At 66.8% G+C, this 15,503-nt stretch carries 13 protein-coding genes and 1 pseudogene; 6 read left to right on the forward strand and 8 right to left on the reverse strand.

The annotated features are described in order from the left end of the window. Positions 1-12 precede the first annotated feature (12 nt). The 5 genes from MLGJGCBP_RS54040 to MLGJGCBP_RS54060 form a co-directional block, all read right to left on the reverse strand. A complete protein-coding gene (locus MLGJGCBP_RS54040; protein WP_100055161.1) occupies positions 13-1,671 on the reverse strand; it encodes a cytochrome P450 in 1,659 nt (552 codons plus the stop codon). Between the two features lie 62 nt (positions 1,672-1,733). Continuing rightward, positions 1,734-3,002: an FAD-dependent oxidoreductase gene (locus MLGJGCBP_RS54045; protein ID WP_160093630.1), complete on the reverse strand. Its 1,269-nt coding sequence runs from the start codon at positions 3,000-3,002 to the stop codon at positions 1,734-1,736. Between the two features lie 24 nt (positions 3,003-3,026). Continuing rightward, a complete protein-coding gene (locus MLGJGCBP_RS54050) occupies positions 3,027-4,091 on the reverse strand; it encodes an NAD(P)H-dependent amine dehydrogenase family protein (RefSeq protein ID WP_100055159.1) in 1,065 nt (354 codons plus the stop codon). Between the two features lie 5 nt (positions 4,092-4,096). Next, on the reverse strand, positions 4,097-5,590 hold the full coding sequence (locus MLGJGCBP_RS54055; RefSeq protein ID WP_100055158.1) for an APC family permease: 1,494 nt from the start codon (positions 5,588-5,590) through the stop codon (positions 4,097-4,099). A 182-nt stretch (positions 5,591-5,772) separates the two neighbouring features. Then, positions 5,773-6,216: a MarR family winged helix-turn-helix transcriptional regulator gene (locus MLGJGCBP_RS54060; RefSeq protein ID WP_100055157.1), complete on the reverse strand. Its 444-nt coding sequence runs from the start codon at positions 6,214-6,216 to the stop codon at positions 5,773-5,775. 74 nt (positions 6,217-6,290) lie between these two features. On the opposite strand from MLGJGCBP_RS54060, the gene MLGJGCBP_RS54065 reads away from it, so the two are divergent. Then, complete coding sequence (locus MLGJGCBP_RS54065) at positions 6,291-7,247, forward strand: alpha/beta fold hydrolase (protein ID WP_100055156.1); 957 nt, start codon at positions 6,291-6,293, stop codon at positions 7,245-7,247. Positions 7,248-7,278: 31 nt separating this feature from the next. On the opposite strand, the gene MLGJGCBP_RS54070 is transcribed toward MLGJGCBP_RS54065, so the two are convergent. Continuing rightward, positions 7,279-7,875, reverse strand: a complete 597-nt coding sequence (locus tag MLGJGCBP_RS54070) for a universal stress protein (protein ID WP_100055155.1) — start codon at positions 7,873-7,875, stop codon at positions 7,279-7,281. A 179-nt stretch (positions 7,876-8,054) separates the two neighbouring features. Between MLGJGCBP_RS54070 and MLGJGCBP_RS54075 the strand changes: the two genes are divergently transcribed. After that, the gene (locus MLGJGCBP_RS54075; protein WP_100055154.1) at positions 8,055-9,245 is read left to right on the forward strand and encodes a sensor histidine kinase; all 1,191 of its coding nucleotides are present in this window, start codon (positions 8,055-8,057) and stop codon (positions 9,243-9,245) included. After that, entirely contained in the window at positions 9,242-9,928 is a 687-nt protein-coding gene (locus tag MLGJGCBP_RS54080) for a response regulator transcription factor (RefSeq protein WP_100055153.1), read from the forward strand. The genes MLGJGCBP_RS54075 and MLGJGCBP_RS54080 overlap by 4 nt, the downstream gene beginning before the upstream one ends. An 18-nt stretch (positions 9,929-9,946) precedes the next feature. Here the strand turns inward: MLGJGCBP_RS54080 and MLGJGCBP_RS54085 are convergent, their stop codons facing one another. Continuing rightward, on the reverse strand, positions 9,947-11,182 hold the full coding sequence (locus MLGJGCBP_RS54085) for a helix-turn-helix domain-containing protein (RefSeq protein ID WP_100055152.1): 1,236 nt from the start codon (positions 11,180-11,182) through the stop codon (positions 9,947-9,949). 163 nt (positions 11,183-11,345) lie between these two features. On the opposite strand from MLGJGCBP_RS54085, the pseudogene MLGJGCBP_RS54090 reads away from it, so the two are divergent. The 3 genes and pseudogenes from MLGJGCBP_RS54090 to MLGJGCBP_RS54100 all read left to right on the forward strand — a co-directional run. Further along, a pseudogene (locus tag MLGJGCBP_RS54090) lies at positions 11,346-12,689 on the forward strand (NAD(P)-binding domain-containing protein); the annotation flags it as partial. A gap of 167 nt (positions 12,690-12,856) precedes the next feature. Next, on the forward strand, positions 12,857-13,120 hold the full coding sequence (locus MLGJGCBP_RS54095) for a hypothetical protein (RefSeq protein WP_225330463.1): 264 nt from the start codon (positions 12,857-12,859) through the stop codon (positions 13,118-13,120). Positions 13,121-13,198: 78 nt separating this feature from the next. After that, positions 13,199-13,777 carry a tyrosine-type recombinase/integrase gene (locus MLGJGCBP_RS54100; RefSeq protein ID WP_202916944.1) on the forward strand — a complete coding sequence of 193 codons (579 nt, stop codon included), beginning with the start codon at positions 13,199-13,201 and terminating at the stop codon, positions 13,775-13,777. Between the two features lie 371 nt (positions 13,778-14,148). Here MLGJGCBP_RS54100 and MLGJGCBP_RS54105 read toward each other — a convergent pair. Then, the coding region (locus MLGJGCBP_RS54105; RefSeq protein WP_160093631.1) for a class I adenylate-forming enzyme family protein at positions 14,149-15,503 on the reverse strand (1,355 nt) is incomplete at its 5' end.

The following is a 15,503-nucleotide window of genomic DNA, read 5'->3' on the forward strand; positions in this document are numbered from 1 at the left end:
TCGGATCGGTTTTCAGGACAGGACGATCGGCAGTTTTCGGTAGCGCCGGGCGAAATCGTTGTGCGCCACGGTGGGTTCCTCGGCCAACTCGATCCGCTCGTACCGTTCGGCCAGCACGGCGAAGACAGTCGTTGCCTCGGCACGCGAGATGATCTGTCCCGCACAGGAATGCGGCCCCAGACCGAACGACAGGTTGCGGCTGGCCGCAGGCGGGCGGGTGTGGTCGAAGACATCCGGGTCATCGAAGACCTCGGGGTCGCGATTGGCCGCACCGATCATGAAGCGGATGGGCGATCCGGCCTCGATGAGCACACCGCCGATCTCCACGTCCTCGGTAGGAAACCGCAGGAAAGACAGTTGTGGCGGGTCCATCCGGACCATCTCGTTGATGATCGCCGCACGTGCTGACTCGTCGTTGCGGAATGCGGTGAAAACCTCGGGCCGACGAGCGAACAGTTCGATACCCGAGGCGATCAGGTACCCGATGGCCATGTGCCCCACGGCATAGAACACCAGAATCGTGGCGATAGCCTCGCTCTCGGTGATCTCCCCGGCGCGGGCGGCGTCGAGCAACGAATCGGCCAGGCCGTCGCCCGGGTTCACCCGCTTGTCCTCGAGCATCTCGGCGACGCGCGCACTCAGATAGCCGAAAGCGACTGCAGCCCGGTCGACATCGCCGTCCGCGGGCTCCGCGCTTTGCATCAGCATCGCCTCGAACATCGCCTCCATCACGGCGTCGGCATCGTCTTCGGGTAGTTGTAGGACGCGTGCCATCGTGACGTGGGTGGGGACGACGGCGAGGTCGCGCCTGGCCTCGATCACCTGACCGGCCTCGACACCGTCGAGCAGGTCGCCGACCAGCTCACGGGTGGTCCTGACCCAGCCGTCCACCAGTTTCGGCGTGAACCACTTGTTGGTCTGCCGGCGCAACACGGTGTGATGCGGGGGATCCGAACCCAGCGCGGTGTCGCTCGCGACCGCCCAGGGCCCGGCGTCGGCCCATCCGGGTTCGACGCTCATGATGGGCAGTTTCGCGAAATGACTCACGTCGGCGTACCGGGACACCAGGTAGGTGCCGTCCTCCAGCTTGTGCACCGGATGGTCCTGTTGCAGTCGCCTATACCAGGGATAGGGGTTGTTCCTGAATTCGGGATCCGACCACGGCACGAGCTCGCGATCGATGGACGCAGCGGTCATCTCATGTCCTCCTCGTCGAGTTCGATCAGAGAGGGCTTCGGCGAACTGTTTGGCCCACTCGGCCACGGGTCCGTCCGCCGGCTGGAAGGACGCGGCATCGTGCCGGCCCGTTGCGCCGACCTGTGTCGCTCCTGCGTCTGTCACCGCACCGACGAGGATGTCGATCGCGTTGTTGTAGGTGTCGTAGGTGCTGTCGCCGAGGCCGAAGGCCCCGAACCGCAGACCCGTGAGGTCAGGCTCGGCCGCCTTCATCGCATCGAAGAAGGGCTGGGTCGTCGCCGGCAGTTCACCCTCTCCGTAGGTGGAGGTGACGAGCACGACCGTGCCGGAGGCGGCCAGATCTGCGACGTCGAAGTCCTCCATCCCCACCACGGTGGCCTCGATATCGAATTCCCCCAGGGCAGAAGCGATGTCGTCGGCGACCATCTCGGCGTTGCCGGTCTCGGTTCCGAACAGGACAGTTACGTCGGTCATGATTCTCCACACTCCATCTCGGGTGTTCGGGTGATTCTCGGGTTCACTGCAGGCCTGCCGTCTCAGCAGACCGATTCGGCCGGCACGGTGCGGGCCAACGCCAGCATCGCGTCGACCTCGCGGACCTTCTGCCGGATGCGGCCGGGCGAGGCCGAGGCGACCTCCGCCTCGTCGATCCGCATCCAGCCGTCGAAATCGACTGTCCGGTCGATCACTTCGTAAGGGATTGCCACCAGACCCGGACGGGCCGGATGGTGACCGGCATGATCGCGGCGGATTCGGGCCGCCAACGCCCGGGCACGGGCCCGCATCTCGGGAAGCGCTCCGGTGGAACTGTGCAGCCACCCGGTGCGGTACAGGCCCGGAGCAAGAAAATCCTCTCCCGGATCGGCGTCGCGGTACAGCGTCAGGTCGAGGTCGTCGTTTACGGCCGACTCGAAACCGATTGCGGTGATGACGGTGTCGCACGCGAGAGTCGTGGTGTGCACGCCGGTGCGCACCTTGACGGCCTCCGCGCGGTCGGTGCCGATCACCTCGACCGGGGTCGATCCGAAGTGGAACACCACCGTCGTGGCCGGTGCCGCCGGGCTCTCGCGTTCGACGACGTGGGCCAGGGCCGCACTCCGCGGGTCGGAGGACTCTGCCGTGGCGAGCACCCCCGCATCGGCGAGGCGGAACTCCGTCGACGCCAGGTGCGCCAGTTCACGCATCATCACCGGGTCGAACTTGGCGTCGGTGGGCGTGGAGCGCACCACCACGTCGATCCGCCGTGGGCCCTCCGATCTCAGTCTCCCGAGGGTGTCCGGGTGCAGATCGGAACCGGTGAATTCGTCGGGCTGCTTCGACAGCAGCCGGATGATGTCCATGGCGACGTTGCCGCCGCCCACCAGGACCACCCTCCGGCCCACCGTCGGCAGGTCGCCGGCGGCGGGATGGTCGTTGACGCATCGGGTGAAGCGCCCGGACCCCACGATGCCGGGCAGGTCATCGCCCGGGATGCCGAGACGGCGGTCTCCGCTGAGGCCCGTCGCGAGGACCACGACGTCGAACGCGGCTCGCAGGTCCTCGATCGACAGGTTCCGGCCGAGCTCGATGTTGCCGACGAAGCGAGTCCGATCGTCGAATACCCGCGAGAGTTGCCGGATCACGTTCTTCGTGCCCTGATGGTCGGGAGCCACGCCGTAGCGAAGGAGCCCGAACGGGGTGGGTAGCCGGTCGAAGGCGGTGACCTCCACCTCCGGCCACTGCTTGCGGAGTTGCTGTGCGGTGAAACAACCCGACGGTCCCGCGCCGACCACCGCCACGCGCGGTGCCACGTCCACTTCACTCATGATGTCCATCCAAATACTCTATTGTTAGAGTTCTTCGCGCACGATGTAACGATCCGATGACCACCTGCTCAGGTGGTCGTGCAGCCGACCGTGCCGGTAGCGCAGCCTGGGCAGATCGACGACGGTCACGAATCCCGGGTCGGCGTCGAGCACGTCGGGGATACGGTTCACCAATTGGGTGCAGGTGGTGGCCATCGTCGGCGGGGTGCCGTTGGACATCACCAGATCGGGTTCGCCGTGGATCGTCCATTCGTTGACATCGCTGTCGTCGGGGCCGTACAGCCGGCCGGACATCCGGAAGACGAAGACCGGGCCCTCTTCCGTGCGGATCTCGTCGATGTCGGTGAAGCCGATGCACTTTCCCGGCGGGACGTCGATCCCCAGGGCAGCACAGTGCAGAGTCTCGTGTGCCAGTTCGGGTTCGGTGCGCGTCAGGATCTGCTTGGGCGTCAGCCCCGCTCCGGCGACCAGCGCATCGAGAGCGATCCGGCCGAATGTGGGCGGACGCACGGCTTCTCGGCACCAGGCGTCGAACTCCTCGATCGTCGCGCCGACCTGCTGCAGCTCGGCCAGTTCCGGGCCGTACTCGTCGACGTTCCACGAACTCGTCCCGGTGACCGAGTCGATGCGGTGTGCCGTGCCCATCAGCTGGGCGACCGCGTTCACCCAGAAGCTGTCCTGGAAACCCCCGCCCGTGATGGTCACGCCATGCTCCTTGGCGAGTGCATCGAGTTCCGCGGTCAGTTCGGGCGCGGTGTTCCAGGGATAGAGCGCTTCCTCGGACAGCGTGATCACGTTGACCCCGTGCGACAGTGCGATACGGAAGTGCTCCGCGGCGTCCACGAGATAGCTGGTGATCGCGACGACCGCGATGTCGGGACTCGTCCGCGTGAACACCTCGTGCGGGTCGTCGCTGATCGACACTCCGAGTCGACGGTCGAGTCCGGTGACCTCGCCGAGGTCCTTGCCCACCTTGTCCGGACTGCGCGAGATGGCGCCTACGATCTCGACGTCCTTGTCGAGCAGATAGCGGGTGATCACGGAGTTCATCGCTCCGACGCCGTACACGACAGCTCTGATGTTCGTCATGGTCGCTACTCCCCGGTCTTCTTCGGAATCGCGTCGGCATACGGCGCGTCACTCTTTCCGTGGACCGGATGGACGGTCATGTAGAGCAGGCCGAGTACCAGGACGGTCACGCCGGACAGCAGCACGATGTAGTTGTCGTACCAAGGGGTTCCGGGGTTGCGCGGCCAGGCCATGTTGATCATCGCGACGATGCCGTAGGCGAGGGCTGCGATGTTGACGGGCAGCCCCCACTTGCCGAGCGAGTACGCCCCCGCCGGGACCCACCCCTTCAGACGTGCCCGCAGCGCGGCGAGGACGACCATCTGGAAGGCGATGTAGATACCGAGCGCAGAGAAGTTCAGGATCTTCGAGAAGGCGTCCTCGCTGAATTTCGACAGCAGCAGCACGAGGCACGGCACCGCGCCGGCGAGCAGGAGTGCGAAGGGCGGAACCGCGCGTTTGGCATCGAACTTCTTGAGATGGCGCGCACCGATGATCATGTCGTCGCGGCTGTAGGCGTAGGCGAGCCGGCTGGCGGCGGCCTGCAGGCTGATCACACAGGAGAGGAAGGAGATCAGGATGACGACCAGGATGATCTTCATGCCGAAGTCGCCGAAGGCGTCGGTCAGCAGGGTGGTCACCGGATCGGTGTCCTCGCCCGAGATGATCGCGCCGATGTCGGAGACCGACAGGATGAGCGCCAGACAGACGAATGTGGCTGCGGCACCGCCGATGTAGATGGTCCGGCGCATCGCCTTGGGGATCTGTCGTCCCGGGTTGGGCACCTCTTCGGCGACGTCACCGCACGCCTCGAAGCCGTAGTACTGGAACAGACCGATCAGTGCGGCGGCCGCGAAGCCGGAGACGTAGTTGCCCTCGGAGGCGCCGAACGAGTCGAAGAGGGCACTCAGATCGACCTGCCGGTGTGTGGCGATCAGATACACGCCGACCACGAGGGCGCCGATCAGCTCGGCGGCGAAACCGAAGACGGCCGCCGCCGAGACCACCCTGGTGCCGAGGAAGTTGATGGCGGTCGCGATGGCGACCATCACCACACCACACAGGGCGATGGTCCAGGCGGTCGCCTCGTAGCCGAAGAGCGACGCGATGAACGGCCCCGATCCGTAGGCGACCGAACCGATGGTGACGAGCAGCGCGATCAGATACACCCAGCCCGTCATCCACGCGTACTTCCGGCCCCAGAGTCGGCGTGTCCACGGATACACGCCCCCCGCGACCGGGAACTGGGCGACGACCTCGCTGAAGATCAGCGCCACCAGGAACTGCCCGAGGCCCACGATGACGAGGCTCCAGATCATCGGCGGGCCGGCCTGTGCCATCGCATAGGCGAAGACCGTGTAGATCCCGACGACGGGCGACAGGTAGGTGAAGCCGAGGGCGAAGTTCGCCCACGGACTCATCTCCCGTTTGAATTCGGACGTATAACCGAGTTCGGCCAGCATCTGGGCGTCCCGGTCCGGGACCCCCTCGTCTGTCGGATACACATTCGTCGTGGCCATGCCTGAATCTCCTGACGCCAAACGGATTTCGCCAAATACTACAAACATAGGGTTTTTTGACGCCAGGCCGGAACGCAGAATTAACAATGGTCATGTTCCGGTAACCATCGGGCGGACGGCTCCGGTTCGACCCTGAGGTGAGCGGTGTGCGGACAGGGTCAGCGGCTGCGGACCCAGGACACTCAGCGGGTCCGGACTCCCGCCACCGCAGCGGTGACCTGGTCCAGAAATGTGCGGATCGTGGTCAGTTCGTCGTCGGAGAAACCGTCGGCCACCGCGATCACCTGGTCGATCAACGGCCCGAAGAAGGTCCAGCCCATCTCCTGGGCCGCGTCGGTGACGTGCAGCGCAACCCGGCGACGATCCGAGTCGTCGCGCCTGCGGTCCACCAGACCCTTCGATTCCAGTCGATCGATGAGCGCGGTGGTCGACGCACTGTTGAGTCCGAGATGCCCCGCCAGCCACCCAGGAGAGGCGACGGCGCCGGCCCGATCCCGGTCCAGAAGAGCGATCAGGGCACGTACATCGGTGGCGTGCAACCCGTTTCGGGCGGCGAAGCCGGCCCCGAAGACATCGAGTTCGACGGTCAGCGAACGCAGCCGGTGCACCAGATCGTCGTTCGTCACGAGTTCACCGTACGCGACTTCGCTCGATGATCTAGTCTCTCGATAATCGAGATACCCCGACGGAGGTTCGTGCCATGGTCCGCCCGACACTCGACGTCTTCGCCGCCACGCCGCAGGGCATCGCGTTTTTCGACGCCTACGACGCGCTCCTCGCACGCTCGGGAGGGCATCCGATCGATGTCGAGACGGCGCACGGCATCACCCGGGTCACGATCATCGGGCCGCGCCCGGACACCCCCGACGCCGTGCCCCTCGACGCCGTGCCGCTGGTCCTTTTGCCGGGCGGCGGAGCCACGTCGATGTCGTATGTGAACGTCATGGAACACCTGGCGACCGGTCGCCACGTCATCGCCGTCGACCTCCTCGGCGACGCCGGACGGTCCCGTCCCGGCGCTGCGAGCCCACGAGCTCCCGCCGAGCTATTCGACTGGCTCGCAGCCGTTCTCGACCGGATCCCCGACGCAATCAGCAGCGCCCACATCGCCGTCCATCCCGCGGCCACCGACACGGTCGACGTCGTCGGCCACTCGTACGGCGCGATGATCGCGCTGGGCTTCGCGACCGGGCAACACGGTGCTCGCGTACGCAACCTGGCACTGCTCGACCCGACATCGTGTTTCGCAGGACTCCGTATCGCCTATCTGCAGCACGCCATCCCGACGCTCATCGCGCCCACTCCCCCGCGTCTGCGACGGTTTCTCTCGTGGGAGACACGTGGGACCGACCCGGAACCGCTGTGGACCCAGATGTATTGCGCAGGAGCCGGTTTCCCGAAGACTCGGACGATCGTACCGAAGCGGCCCCGACGGGCCGCGCTCTCTCGACTCACCGACCCATCCCGGGTCACGGCGATCCTCGCCCCGCAGAGTCGGGCACATGACACCGCCGAGGTGGCCCGTCGGATCCGCAGCACCTTGCCCACGGCGCGCGTCGTGACGCTGAGCACCGGGACCCACCACACGCTGCCGCTAGGTCCGTCGAACGAGATCGTCGACGCGCTGCTGGGCGCGATCGAGAAACCCGCCGTATGAACGGATCTCGTATGTGCCGCGCGCGAACGGTTCAGTGTGTTGCGAGACCGGGCGCGGGCCAGGACGCCGGCCAGGACACCCGCGGTTCGCTCACCTCCCGGATGGCGGTGCGTCGGCGGTGATGAACCGCACCGTCGGTGACGATCAGTTCGACGCCGCGGTCGAGCCGGGCGCCGAGCCTGCGGGGCGTCCACCCCGGCCGCGGACCGTCGGACCCGATGAACACCGCGCCGGCGCCGACGCGCGCCGCGACCCGCTGGAGCACCGGGACCGGGCTGCCGTGTTCGCTCGTCGTGGTGACCAGCCGCGCACCATGCCACTTCGCGAGCTCTGCGGCGGTCCGCAGATGCTCGCCGACCGAGGCCTGCCCGGTCAGGAGGTACGCCTCGTCCTTGAGGGCGTCGTGCAGGTCGGTGGGCGGCTCGGGGCGTCGAGACGGCCGCGTCGCACAGATCAGCACGAGCGTCCGGGAGTCGCCGACGGTACGGACGGCGAGTTTCACTGCCCGCAGGGAGGCCTCGGTGCCATTGCAGCCGACCACCACCGGGCGCGGGGGATCCAGATCCGGGAGCAGCTGATCGCCGGCGAGCTTTTGCCATCGAGAATCATGTCGGGTGAGCAGAGCCATTGTCTTGTCCTCTCGCGCCCTGTGGAGTGATCGCGGCGGATTACCGCTGCTCACAACGCTAGGAAGATCGGCCGTATCGATCGCCATCCCGGGGATTGAGGTTGCCTCCACCCGTGGGTGGAGGGCCGGATCCACCGCGAGGAGGAGGTTCTGCCCACGCGTGGAACTATGGTTGAACCGTGACGCACTTCACCGCCGGTGTCGGCTCGGGATTGCGCCGCCGAATCGAGCGGGCCGGCGGCGACTATCCCCCGCTCTACCCGGCGGTCATCCTGTCGGCCAGCGTGGTCGTGACAGTCATCTCGGTCGCCCAGCGGTACCCGTTCGACCGAATCGGCTGGCTGATCCCAGCGGTGGCGTTCGCCGTCGTCACGCTCACCCTCGACCTCACCCTGCCGCCGACGTCGTATGCGTGTTTCGGGGTCATCACCAGCACCGTCTGCTTCCTGATGATCCCCACGCCGTCCGACGCCGCCCCACTCCAGCTCGTACTGATGACGGCCATCGGCGCCGCCATGTACCCGCTGCGGGTGGGGCTCGTCGTCGGCGCCGTCTGCATCGCGGTGATCGTCGCGTTCGGTGCGGTCGGACACCTCGAAGCACCCGCGCTGTACGGGCTGGGTGTGGCCTGCGGCTGGTTGATCGGGTACATGGTCCTCATCCAGAAGCGACTGGCCGACAACCAGGCCCGTGTCCTGCGAGCTCGCGCGGATCGGGCGGCCAGCGACGAACGCCGACGCATCGCCCGCGAGATCCATGACGTGATTGCCCATTCGCTGTCCATCACGATGCTCAACGTGACCGGTGCTCGGCGCGCACTCGAGCAGGACCGTGACATCGACGAGGCGGTGGACGCCCTCGCCGATGCTGAACGTCAGGGTCGCCAGGCGATGAGCGAGATCCGTTCGATCGTGCACGTGCTGGGAGCCCAGACCGGGCAGTCGGAATCCACCTCCCCGCCGCCGACCGGCAATGACCTCGACCAACTCGTCGATGACTATCGCAAGGCCGGAGTCGACATCGACTATTCCGTTGCCGGCGACATGGACTCGCTGACCGACCCGGTCGGCGCCGCGGTCTATCGCATCGCTCAGGAGTCGTTGGCCAACGTCGTGAAGCATTCGACCGGGAAGCGGGCGCGGCTCGCGGTGACAGTCGGTGAGAGCGTCTCCATCGAGATCGACAATCCCGCTCCGTGCGGTCGTAGACCGACCTGCGACGGAACCGGAATAGACGGAATGACTCAGCGTGCCGCTCTGCTCGGCGGCACCCTCGAGACCTTCCACGCCGACGACACGTGGTCGGTGCGGGCCGCCCTGCCCGCTCGCACCACAAGCGAGGGGATTCGGTCGAAGGGGGTGAGCGTGTGACATCGCTCGGGCCGACCGACGCCGGCACCGAACAGATCCGGGTACTCCTGGTCGACGATCAGGAGCTGATCCGTACCGGGCTCCGGCGGATTCTCCGCGTCCGTGACGGTTTCGACATCGTCGGCGAATGTGCCGACGGTTCCGAGGTACTGGCCGGGATCGCCGAACATCGGCCCGACATCGTCGTCATGGATCTGCGGATGCGCAACATCGACGGCATCACCGCCACGACGATGGTGCAGTCTCTCCGCGAACCGCCACCGGTGCTGGTACTGACCACTTTCGACGACGACGTATTGCTCTCCCGGGTGCTCCGGGCAGGCGCGGCGGGCTTCATCCTGAAGGACTCCCCCGCCGAGGCGTTGATCTGGGCGGTTCGCGCCGTGGTGCGTGACGGCGCCTTCCTCGATCCCGCGGTGACCGAACGGGTGCTACAGGGCTTCCGACGGGCAGGACGCGAACAGGTGCCTGTCGCACCGGAGCTCACCGACCGCGAATCCGATGTTCTCCGGTTGATCGCACGCGGCCAGACCAACACCGAGATCGCTTCGACGCTGGGCATCTCGTCGGTGACGGTGAAAAGCCATGTGAACCATATCTTCACCAAACTCGATCTGCGGGATCGTGCTGCTGCGATCGTCTACGCCTTTGATCACGGGTTGGTCGTCGCCGAATACGACTGAACGGAAACGACTTCGACCTCAGTCGATGAGGTGCACGTCCACGCCATCAGCGAAGCGATACGGTCCGGCCGTCAACAGACCGCCGAAACGCTTGCGCAGGCGCGACATCTCGGCCCGCACCGTGACCGTGCGGTCGTCGACGCCGAAGAGGTGGGCAGACATCTGCGCCGCGGTCACGCCGCCGCGGTGTCGTGCGAGGTGGGTGAGTATCTCGCCGTGCCGCGGGGAACACTGATGTGTCCATCCGCCGCTCGCGCCCTCGACGGTGACGGCGACCTGCGCGCCGCCGGAGCCGGAGGTGACCGTCTGCAAGCTGACCCGCGTCGTTGACGGGTCCGCGGCATCGGTGACACGCACCAACCAGCCGCCCGGCAGTGCCTCCACTTGGCACTCTCCCAAAGCCGAGACGAAGAGCCGACCGGGCCCGACGCCGCGCGGCAGGAGTAGCCGCGACCTTGGGGTCAACGTGTCCACCGCAGCCACCCAGCCGTCGACATCGACCGCCATCGCCGGCCCCGGCGAGCGGGCCAGGATCGGGGCCGCCACTGCGCGCAGTGAGTCCAGACGTCGGTGATGTCGTTCGCGCAGTTGCGACTCGGCCAGCCGGGCGACCGCATGTACGAGCGCCAGGGTGGTCGGGTGGATCGTCGCGGCCGGGCCGCTGACGTCGACGACACCGAGGACGGCACCCGTCCTCGGATCCTTGATCGGTGCACCGGTACACGTCCACGAATGATGGCTCCGGACGAAGTGCTCGGCGGAGAAGACCTGGATCGGCCTGCCCGACATCAGTGCGGTACCGATGGCGTTGGTGCCCACCGAGCGTTCCGCCCAGTCGGCGCCCTCGACGAACCCCAGGTGATCGGCGCGGCTCAGGACCCTCGACGACCCGCTCCGCCACAGCACACGACCGCCGGCATCCGCGATCACGAGGATGTTGTCGCCGTCGGCGATCAACGACTCCAACCCGCGCGCCAACTCGTCGATGACCTCGACCAGCCCCGACTCCCGGCGACGCTCCTCGAGCTCGTCGAACTCCAGTGCGCGCTCAGCCATGCCGTCGGTGTCGGGGTCGAGGCCGGCCTCGCGGAGTCGTCGCCACGAGTCGTCGATCACGCTGCGCGGACGGGCGGGCATCCGCTCGCCGGACATCGCGGCGTGATGCACAGCGCTGAGCACATGGGCGAACTCACGAGGATCGTCACCGGCCTGTACAGCCGGCTCGAGGTCGGATACGGAATCGAAAGCGGTCATCGATCTCGATTGTGCGCCACATCACACGGTCCGGCAAAGCACGGGGCGCCCTCGCAACCCCGTGCAACCCTTGCCGCCCCACGCGGCCGGGGCGTCTCCTGTGGTCACCACATTGTGGTCCGCATCACCATCCGCGGACGCTCTGCACGAAGAAGGAGACCTTATGACCCAGACACTGGAGCCGACCCTCGGCATCGACAACTCCGCGCAACAGCGGATCGACACATGGCTGTCGGAGTTCGAGTCGGCACTCGCGGCGCTCGACGTCGGACGGGCGACGAGCGCTTTCCTGACCGACAGCTACTGGCGTGATCTCACGGCGTTCACCTGGAACATCAAGACGGTCGAGGGGCATGAGCAGATCGCCGACATGCTCACCGCTCGACTCGCCGAGACCCGCCCGTCCGGCTTCAGCACGACCGAACCGGCATCCGACGACGGAGACGGAGTGGTGTCGGCCTTCATCTCGTTCGAAACAGCCGTGGGACGGTGCGAGGGCCACCTTCGACTCCGACCCGATGCCGCCGACGGCCAGGACAAGGCCTGGACACTGCTCACGACGTTGCAGGAGCTCAAGGGCCACGAGGAGCCACGCGGCGCCGGACGCGTGCTGGGGGCGGTGCACGGCTCCGACCCGGACACCCGTTCGTGGGCGGAGAAGAAAGCCGACGAGGAGCGCGAACTCGGGCGAGGGTTACAGCCCTACGTCCTGGTCATCGGTGGTGGGCAGGGCGGCATCGCCCTCGGCGCGCGCCTCCGGCAACTCGGCGTGCCGTCGATCGTCGTCGACCGCCACGATCGACCGGGCGACCAGTGGCGAAAGCGCTACAAGTCGCTGTGCCTTCACGACCCGGTCTGGTACGACCACCTCCCCTACCTGCCGTTCCCCGACAATTGGCCGGTGTTCGCGCCGAAGGACAAGATCGGGGACTGGCTCGAGTTCTACACCAAGGTCATGGAGGTGCCGTACTGGAGCAGAACCACCTGCCTCTCGGCGACCTACGACGACAACTCGGCCCGCTGGACCGTCGAGATCGACCGTGACGGTGAGGCGAGGACGTTGCATCCCACGCAGCTCGTCCTGGCCACGGGAATGTCCGGCAAGCCCGCCATCCCCGAGGTGCCCGGGCAGGACATCTTCGCCGGGGAACAGCATCACTCCAGCGCCCACCCCGGTCCTGACGATTACATCGGCAAGAAAGTCGTCGTCATCGGCTCCAACAACTCGGCGCACGACATCTGTAAAGCCCTCGTCGACAACGGGGTCGACGCCACGATGGTCCAGCGGTCGTCCACCCACATCGTCAGATCCGACTCACTGCGCTCCATCGCTCTCGGCGACCTGTACAGCGAGGAGGCCGTCGCCGCCGGGATGACGACGAAGAAGGCCGACCTGACGTTCGCGTCGCTCCCCTACCGGATCATGCACGAGTTCCAGGTACCGGTGTACGACCGGATTCGCGAGCAGGACAAGGATTTCTACGATCGTCTCGAGGCGGCCGGCTTCGGGGGTCGGGGAGCAGATTCTCGAAATCCGGCGCTAAGGATTTACGGCAGATAGTAGCGTACTATCTGCCGTAACTCGTGAGTCGTCCTGCCGCGATGGTCGTTCCGGAGATGGGCGACTCCGGAAACTATCTGCCGTAGTGCTGAAGGGCGGTCGGGGTGGGATCGGTGAGCTCGCTACCGGCGCGGGCCGCCGGGATCCGGCTGGCGGACGCGACGCGGACCTTTCTGGGCACGATCGCGGCGGTGAACACCCGCCGCGCCTACGCCTCGGCGTTGGATCGGATGGTGCGCGACTTCGGCGCGGACGGCGATGTCGGGTTGTTGAACCCGGATCGGGTGTCGGGGTGGTTCGACTACGTGTGGGGCGACAAGGCCCCCAAGACCTACAACCTCCGGCTGACCGCGGTGTCGGCGGCGTGCGCCTACTGACGCGATCAACAGTGGCTGACCGGCGATCCGGTGTCGCGCCTGCGGGCGCGGCCGAGTGCGCCGGACAACAGCAAGGCGATGACCGCCGCCGAGGTTGCGGAGCTGCTGGGCATGGACGCGGCCCTGCGCGAGCGGGTGTTCTGGTCGATGCTGTATGAGTCCGCCGCGCGGGCGGAGGAGATCCTGAATCTCGACATCGAGGACCTGGACACCGTGAACCGATGCGCCACGGTCACCCGCAAGGGCGGCGCCCGCGAGGTGATCTATTGGCAGACCGGCACCGCACGGCCGCTGCCCCGGCTGATCGCCGGACGGAAGTCCGGGCCGCTGTTCCTGACCGACCGCAAAGCCAAGCCGTCGGTCGCCAAGACCGACACCGACAACTCGACCGGCCGCGCCCGACTTTCCTACCGCCGCGCCGCGACGCTCCTCGAGGAGCACACCGAAGGGATGCGACGCGGACCGTTCACGCTGCACCAGCTGCGGCACTCGCGACTGACCCACGCCGCAGAGAAGGGCGCTTCCACGCCGATGCTGATGGCGTTGAGCGGACACACCTCGGTGCGCAGCCTGGTCAAATACGCGAAGGTCTCCGCCGAGGCGCTGGGGCGCTGGCAGGCCGAGACCGATCCCGCTGCGCGGCGGCGCTCCCGCTGAATCTCTCAGTAGCTGACGGTGACGAGTTCCGGCGCGTGTCTGCGTATCTTGTTCAGCACCTTGACTGTTCGGCCCGAGCGCATCTGCTCGAGGGGGGCCGAAAGAGACCAATCAAGTGCGGCACCGTCGATGGGTGTGGTCTTCCGCGTCCGGGAACTCATAGCCGCTGCCGGGCGTGCGTGGTCGTGGTGTTTGTCGGATCCGGCGGGGGCACGGCCGAGAGTAGGGCCGTGAGGTCGCGCGAGACCTCGCCGGGGTTGGAACAGCCGTGGGAGATGAGCGCGCGGGAGCGCGGCTTCGGTCAGGCCGTATCGGATATGGACGGCGTCGTGGTTCCCGGGAACTCGAATGTGCCGGAGTCGTCCGTCGGTCTACGTGCGTTGCGCGGAGTCGTCCCGAATCTCACTGCGGAGAACGTGTTTGAGGATCTTGCCGGAAGGGTTGCGCGGGATGTCACGGACGATCAGATCGCGCGGCAGTTTGTAGTCCGCGACGTATTCGGCGGCGTACGTCCGCAGCTCCTCGAGGGTCACCTCGCGACCGGGAACCGGGGTCACGATCGCGACGATGGTCTCCCCGAATGTGGCGTGGTCCAGGCCGACGACGGCAACGTCCTGGACGTCGGGGTGCCCCGCGAGGGCGTTCTCGACCTCGATCGAGTAGACGTTGCGGCCGCCGGTGATGATCATGTCCTTGAGCCGGTCGACGATCGTGATGAAACCGTCGGCGTCGCGGACGGCGAGGTCCCCGGTGTGCAGCCACCCGTCTCGGATGGTCTCGGCGGTGGCCTCGGGCTTGTTCCAGTAGCCCTTCATGATGGTCTCGCCGCGCAGGATGATCTCGCCGGTCATCCCCGTCGGGACATCGTTGCCATCCGGATCGACCAGCCGGAACTCGGCATTCGTGATCGGCCAGCGTCCCGTCGCATCGGGACGGACGGCGACCTCGTCAGGCGTGGAGTAGATGCCGGTGGGGCCACCCTCGGTCGGCCCGCACAGCTGGAAGAAGCCGACGTCCGGGAAGGTCGTCACGAGTTTCGCGACCGCAGTCGGCGGCATCGGTGCCGCCCCGAAGAAGCCGAGCCGCCAGTGCGAGAGGTCGCGCCGCTCGAGGTCGGGGACCGTCAACATCATCTGATACATGGTGGGAACACCGAGGAAGACGGTGATCCGGTATCGCTCGAGGGCGTCGAGGACGGCGGCGGGCTCGAATGCCGGCAACACGACGTGGGTGGTGCCCATCGAGAAGCCGCTGAGCACGAACAGCACCAGTTCGGCGCAGTGGTACATCGGTGCCACGTGCAGGTTCCGGTCGAAGGAGTTGACGCCGAGCGAGGACACCGCGTGGCCGACCCACAGCAGCCGGTGGTGATCGAACAGCGCACCCTTCGGTTTCCCGGTGGTGCCGGAGGTGTAGATGATCATGCAGTCGTCGTCCTCGCGCACCTCGACCTGTGGGTCGCTGTCCGGCATGGAGGACGCCAGCTGGACGAAATCGTCGAAGCCGTCCGCGCCGTCCAGCGAAAGCGCCGGGGCAGCGGGCGCCTGCTCCAGCTTGGCCAGGTCCCGCACCGCCGCGACGGTGTCCCCACCGAACAGCAGCACCGACGCGCCGGAGTCCTCGAGCAGATACGCCAGCTCCCGGGCCGTGGACCGCGGGTTGAACGGGGAGACGATCGCGCCGACCTTGAACGCGCCGTACAGCGCGAGGAGGAAGCGGTCGGAGT

Source organism: Rhodococcus sp. T7, from assembly GCF_009872365.1.
GTDB lineage: Bacteria > Actinomycetota > Actinomycetes > Mycobacteriales > Mycobacteriaceae > Rhodococcus_F.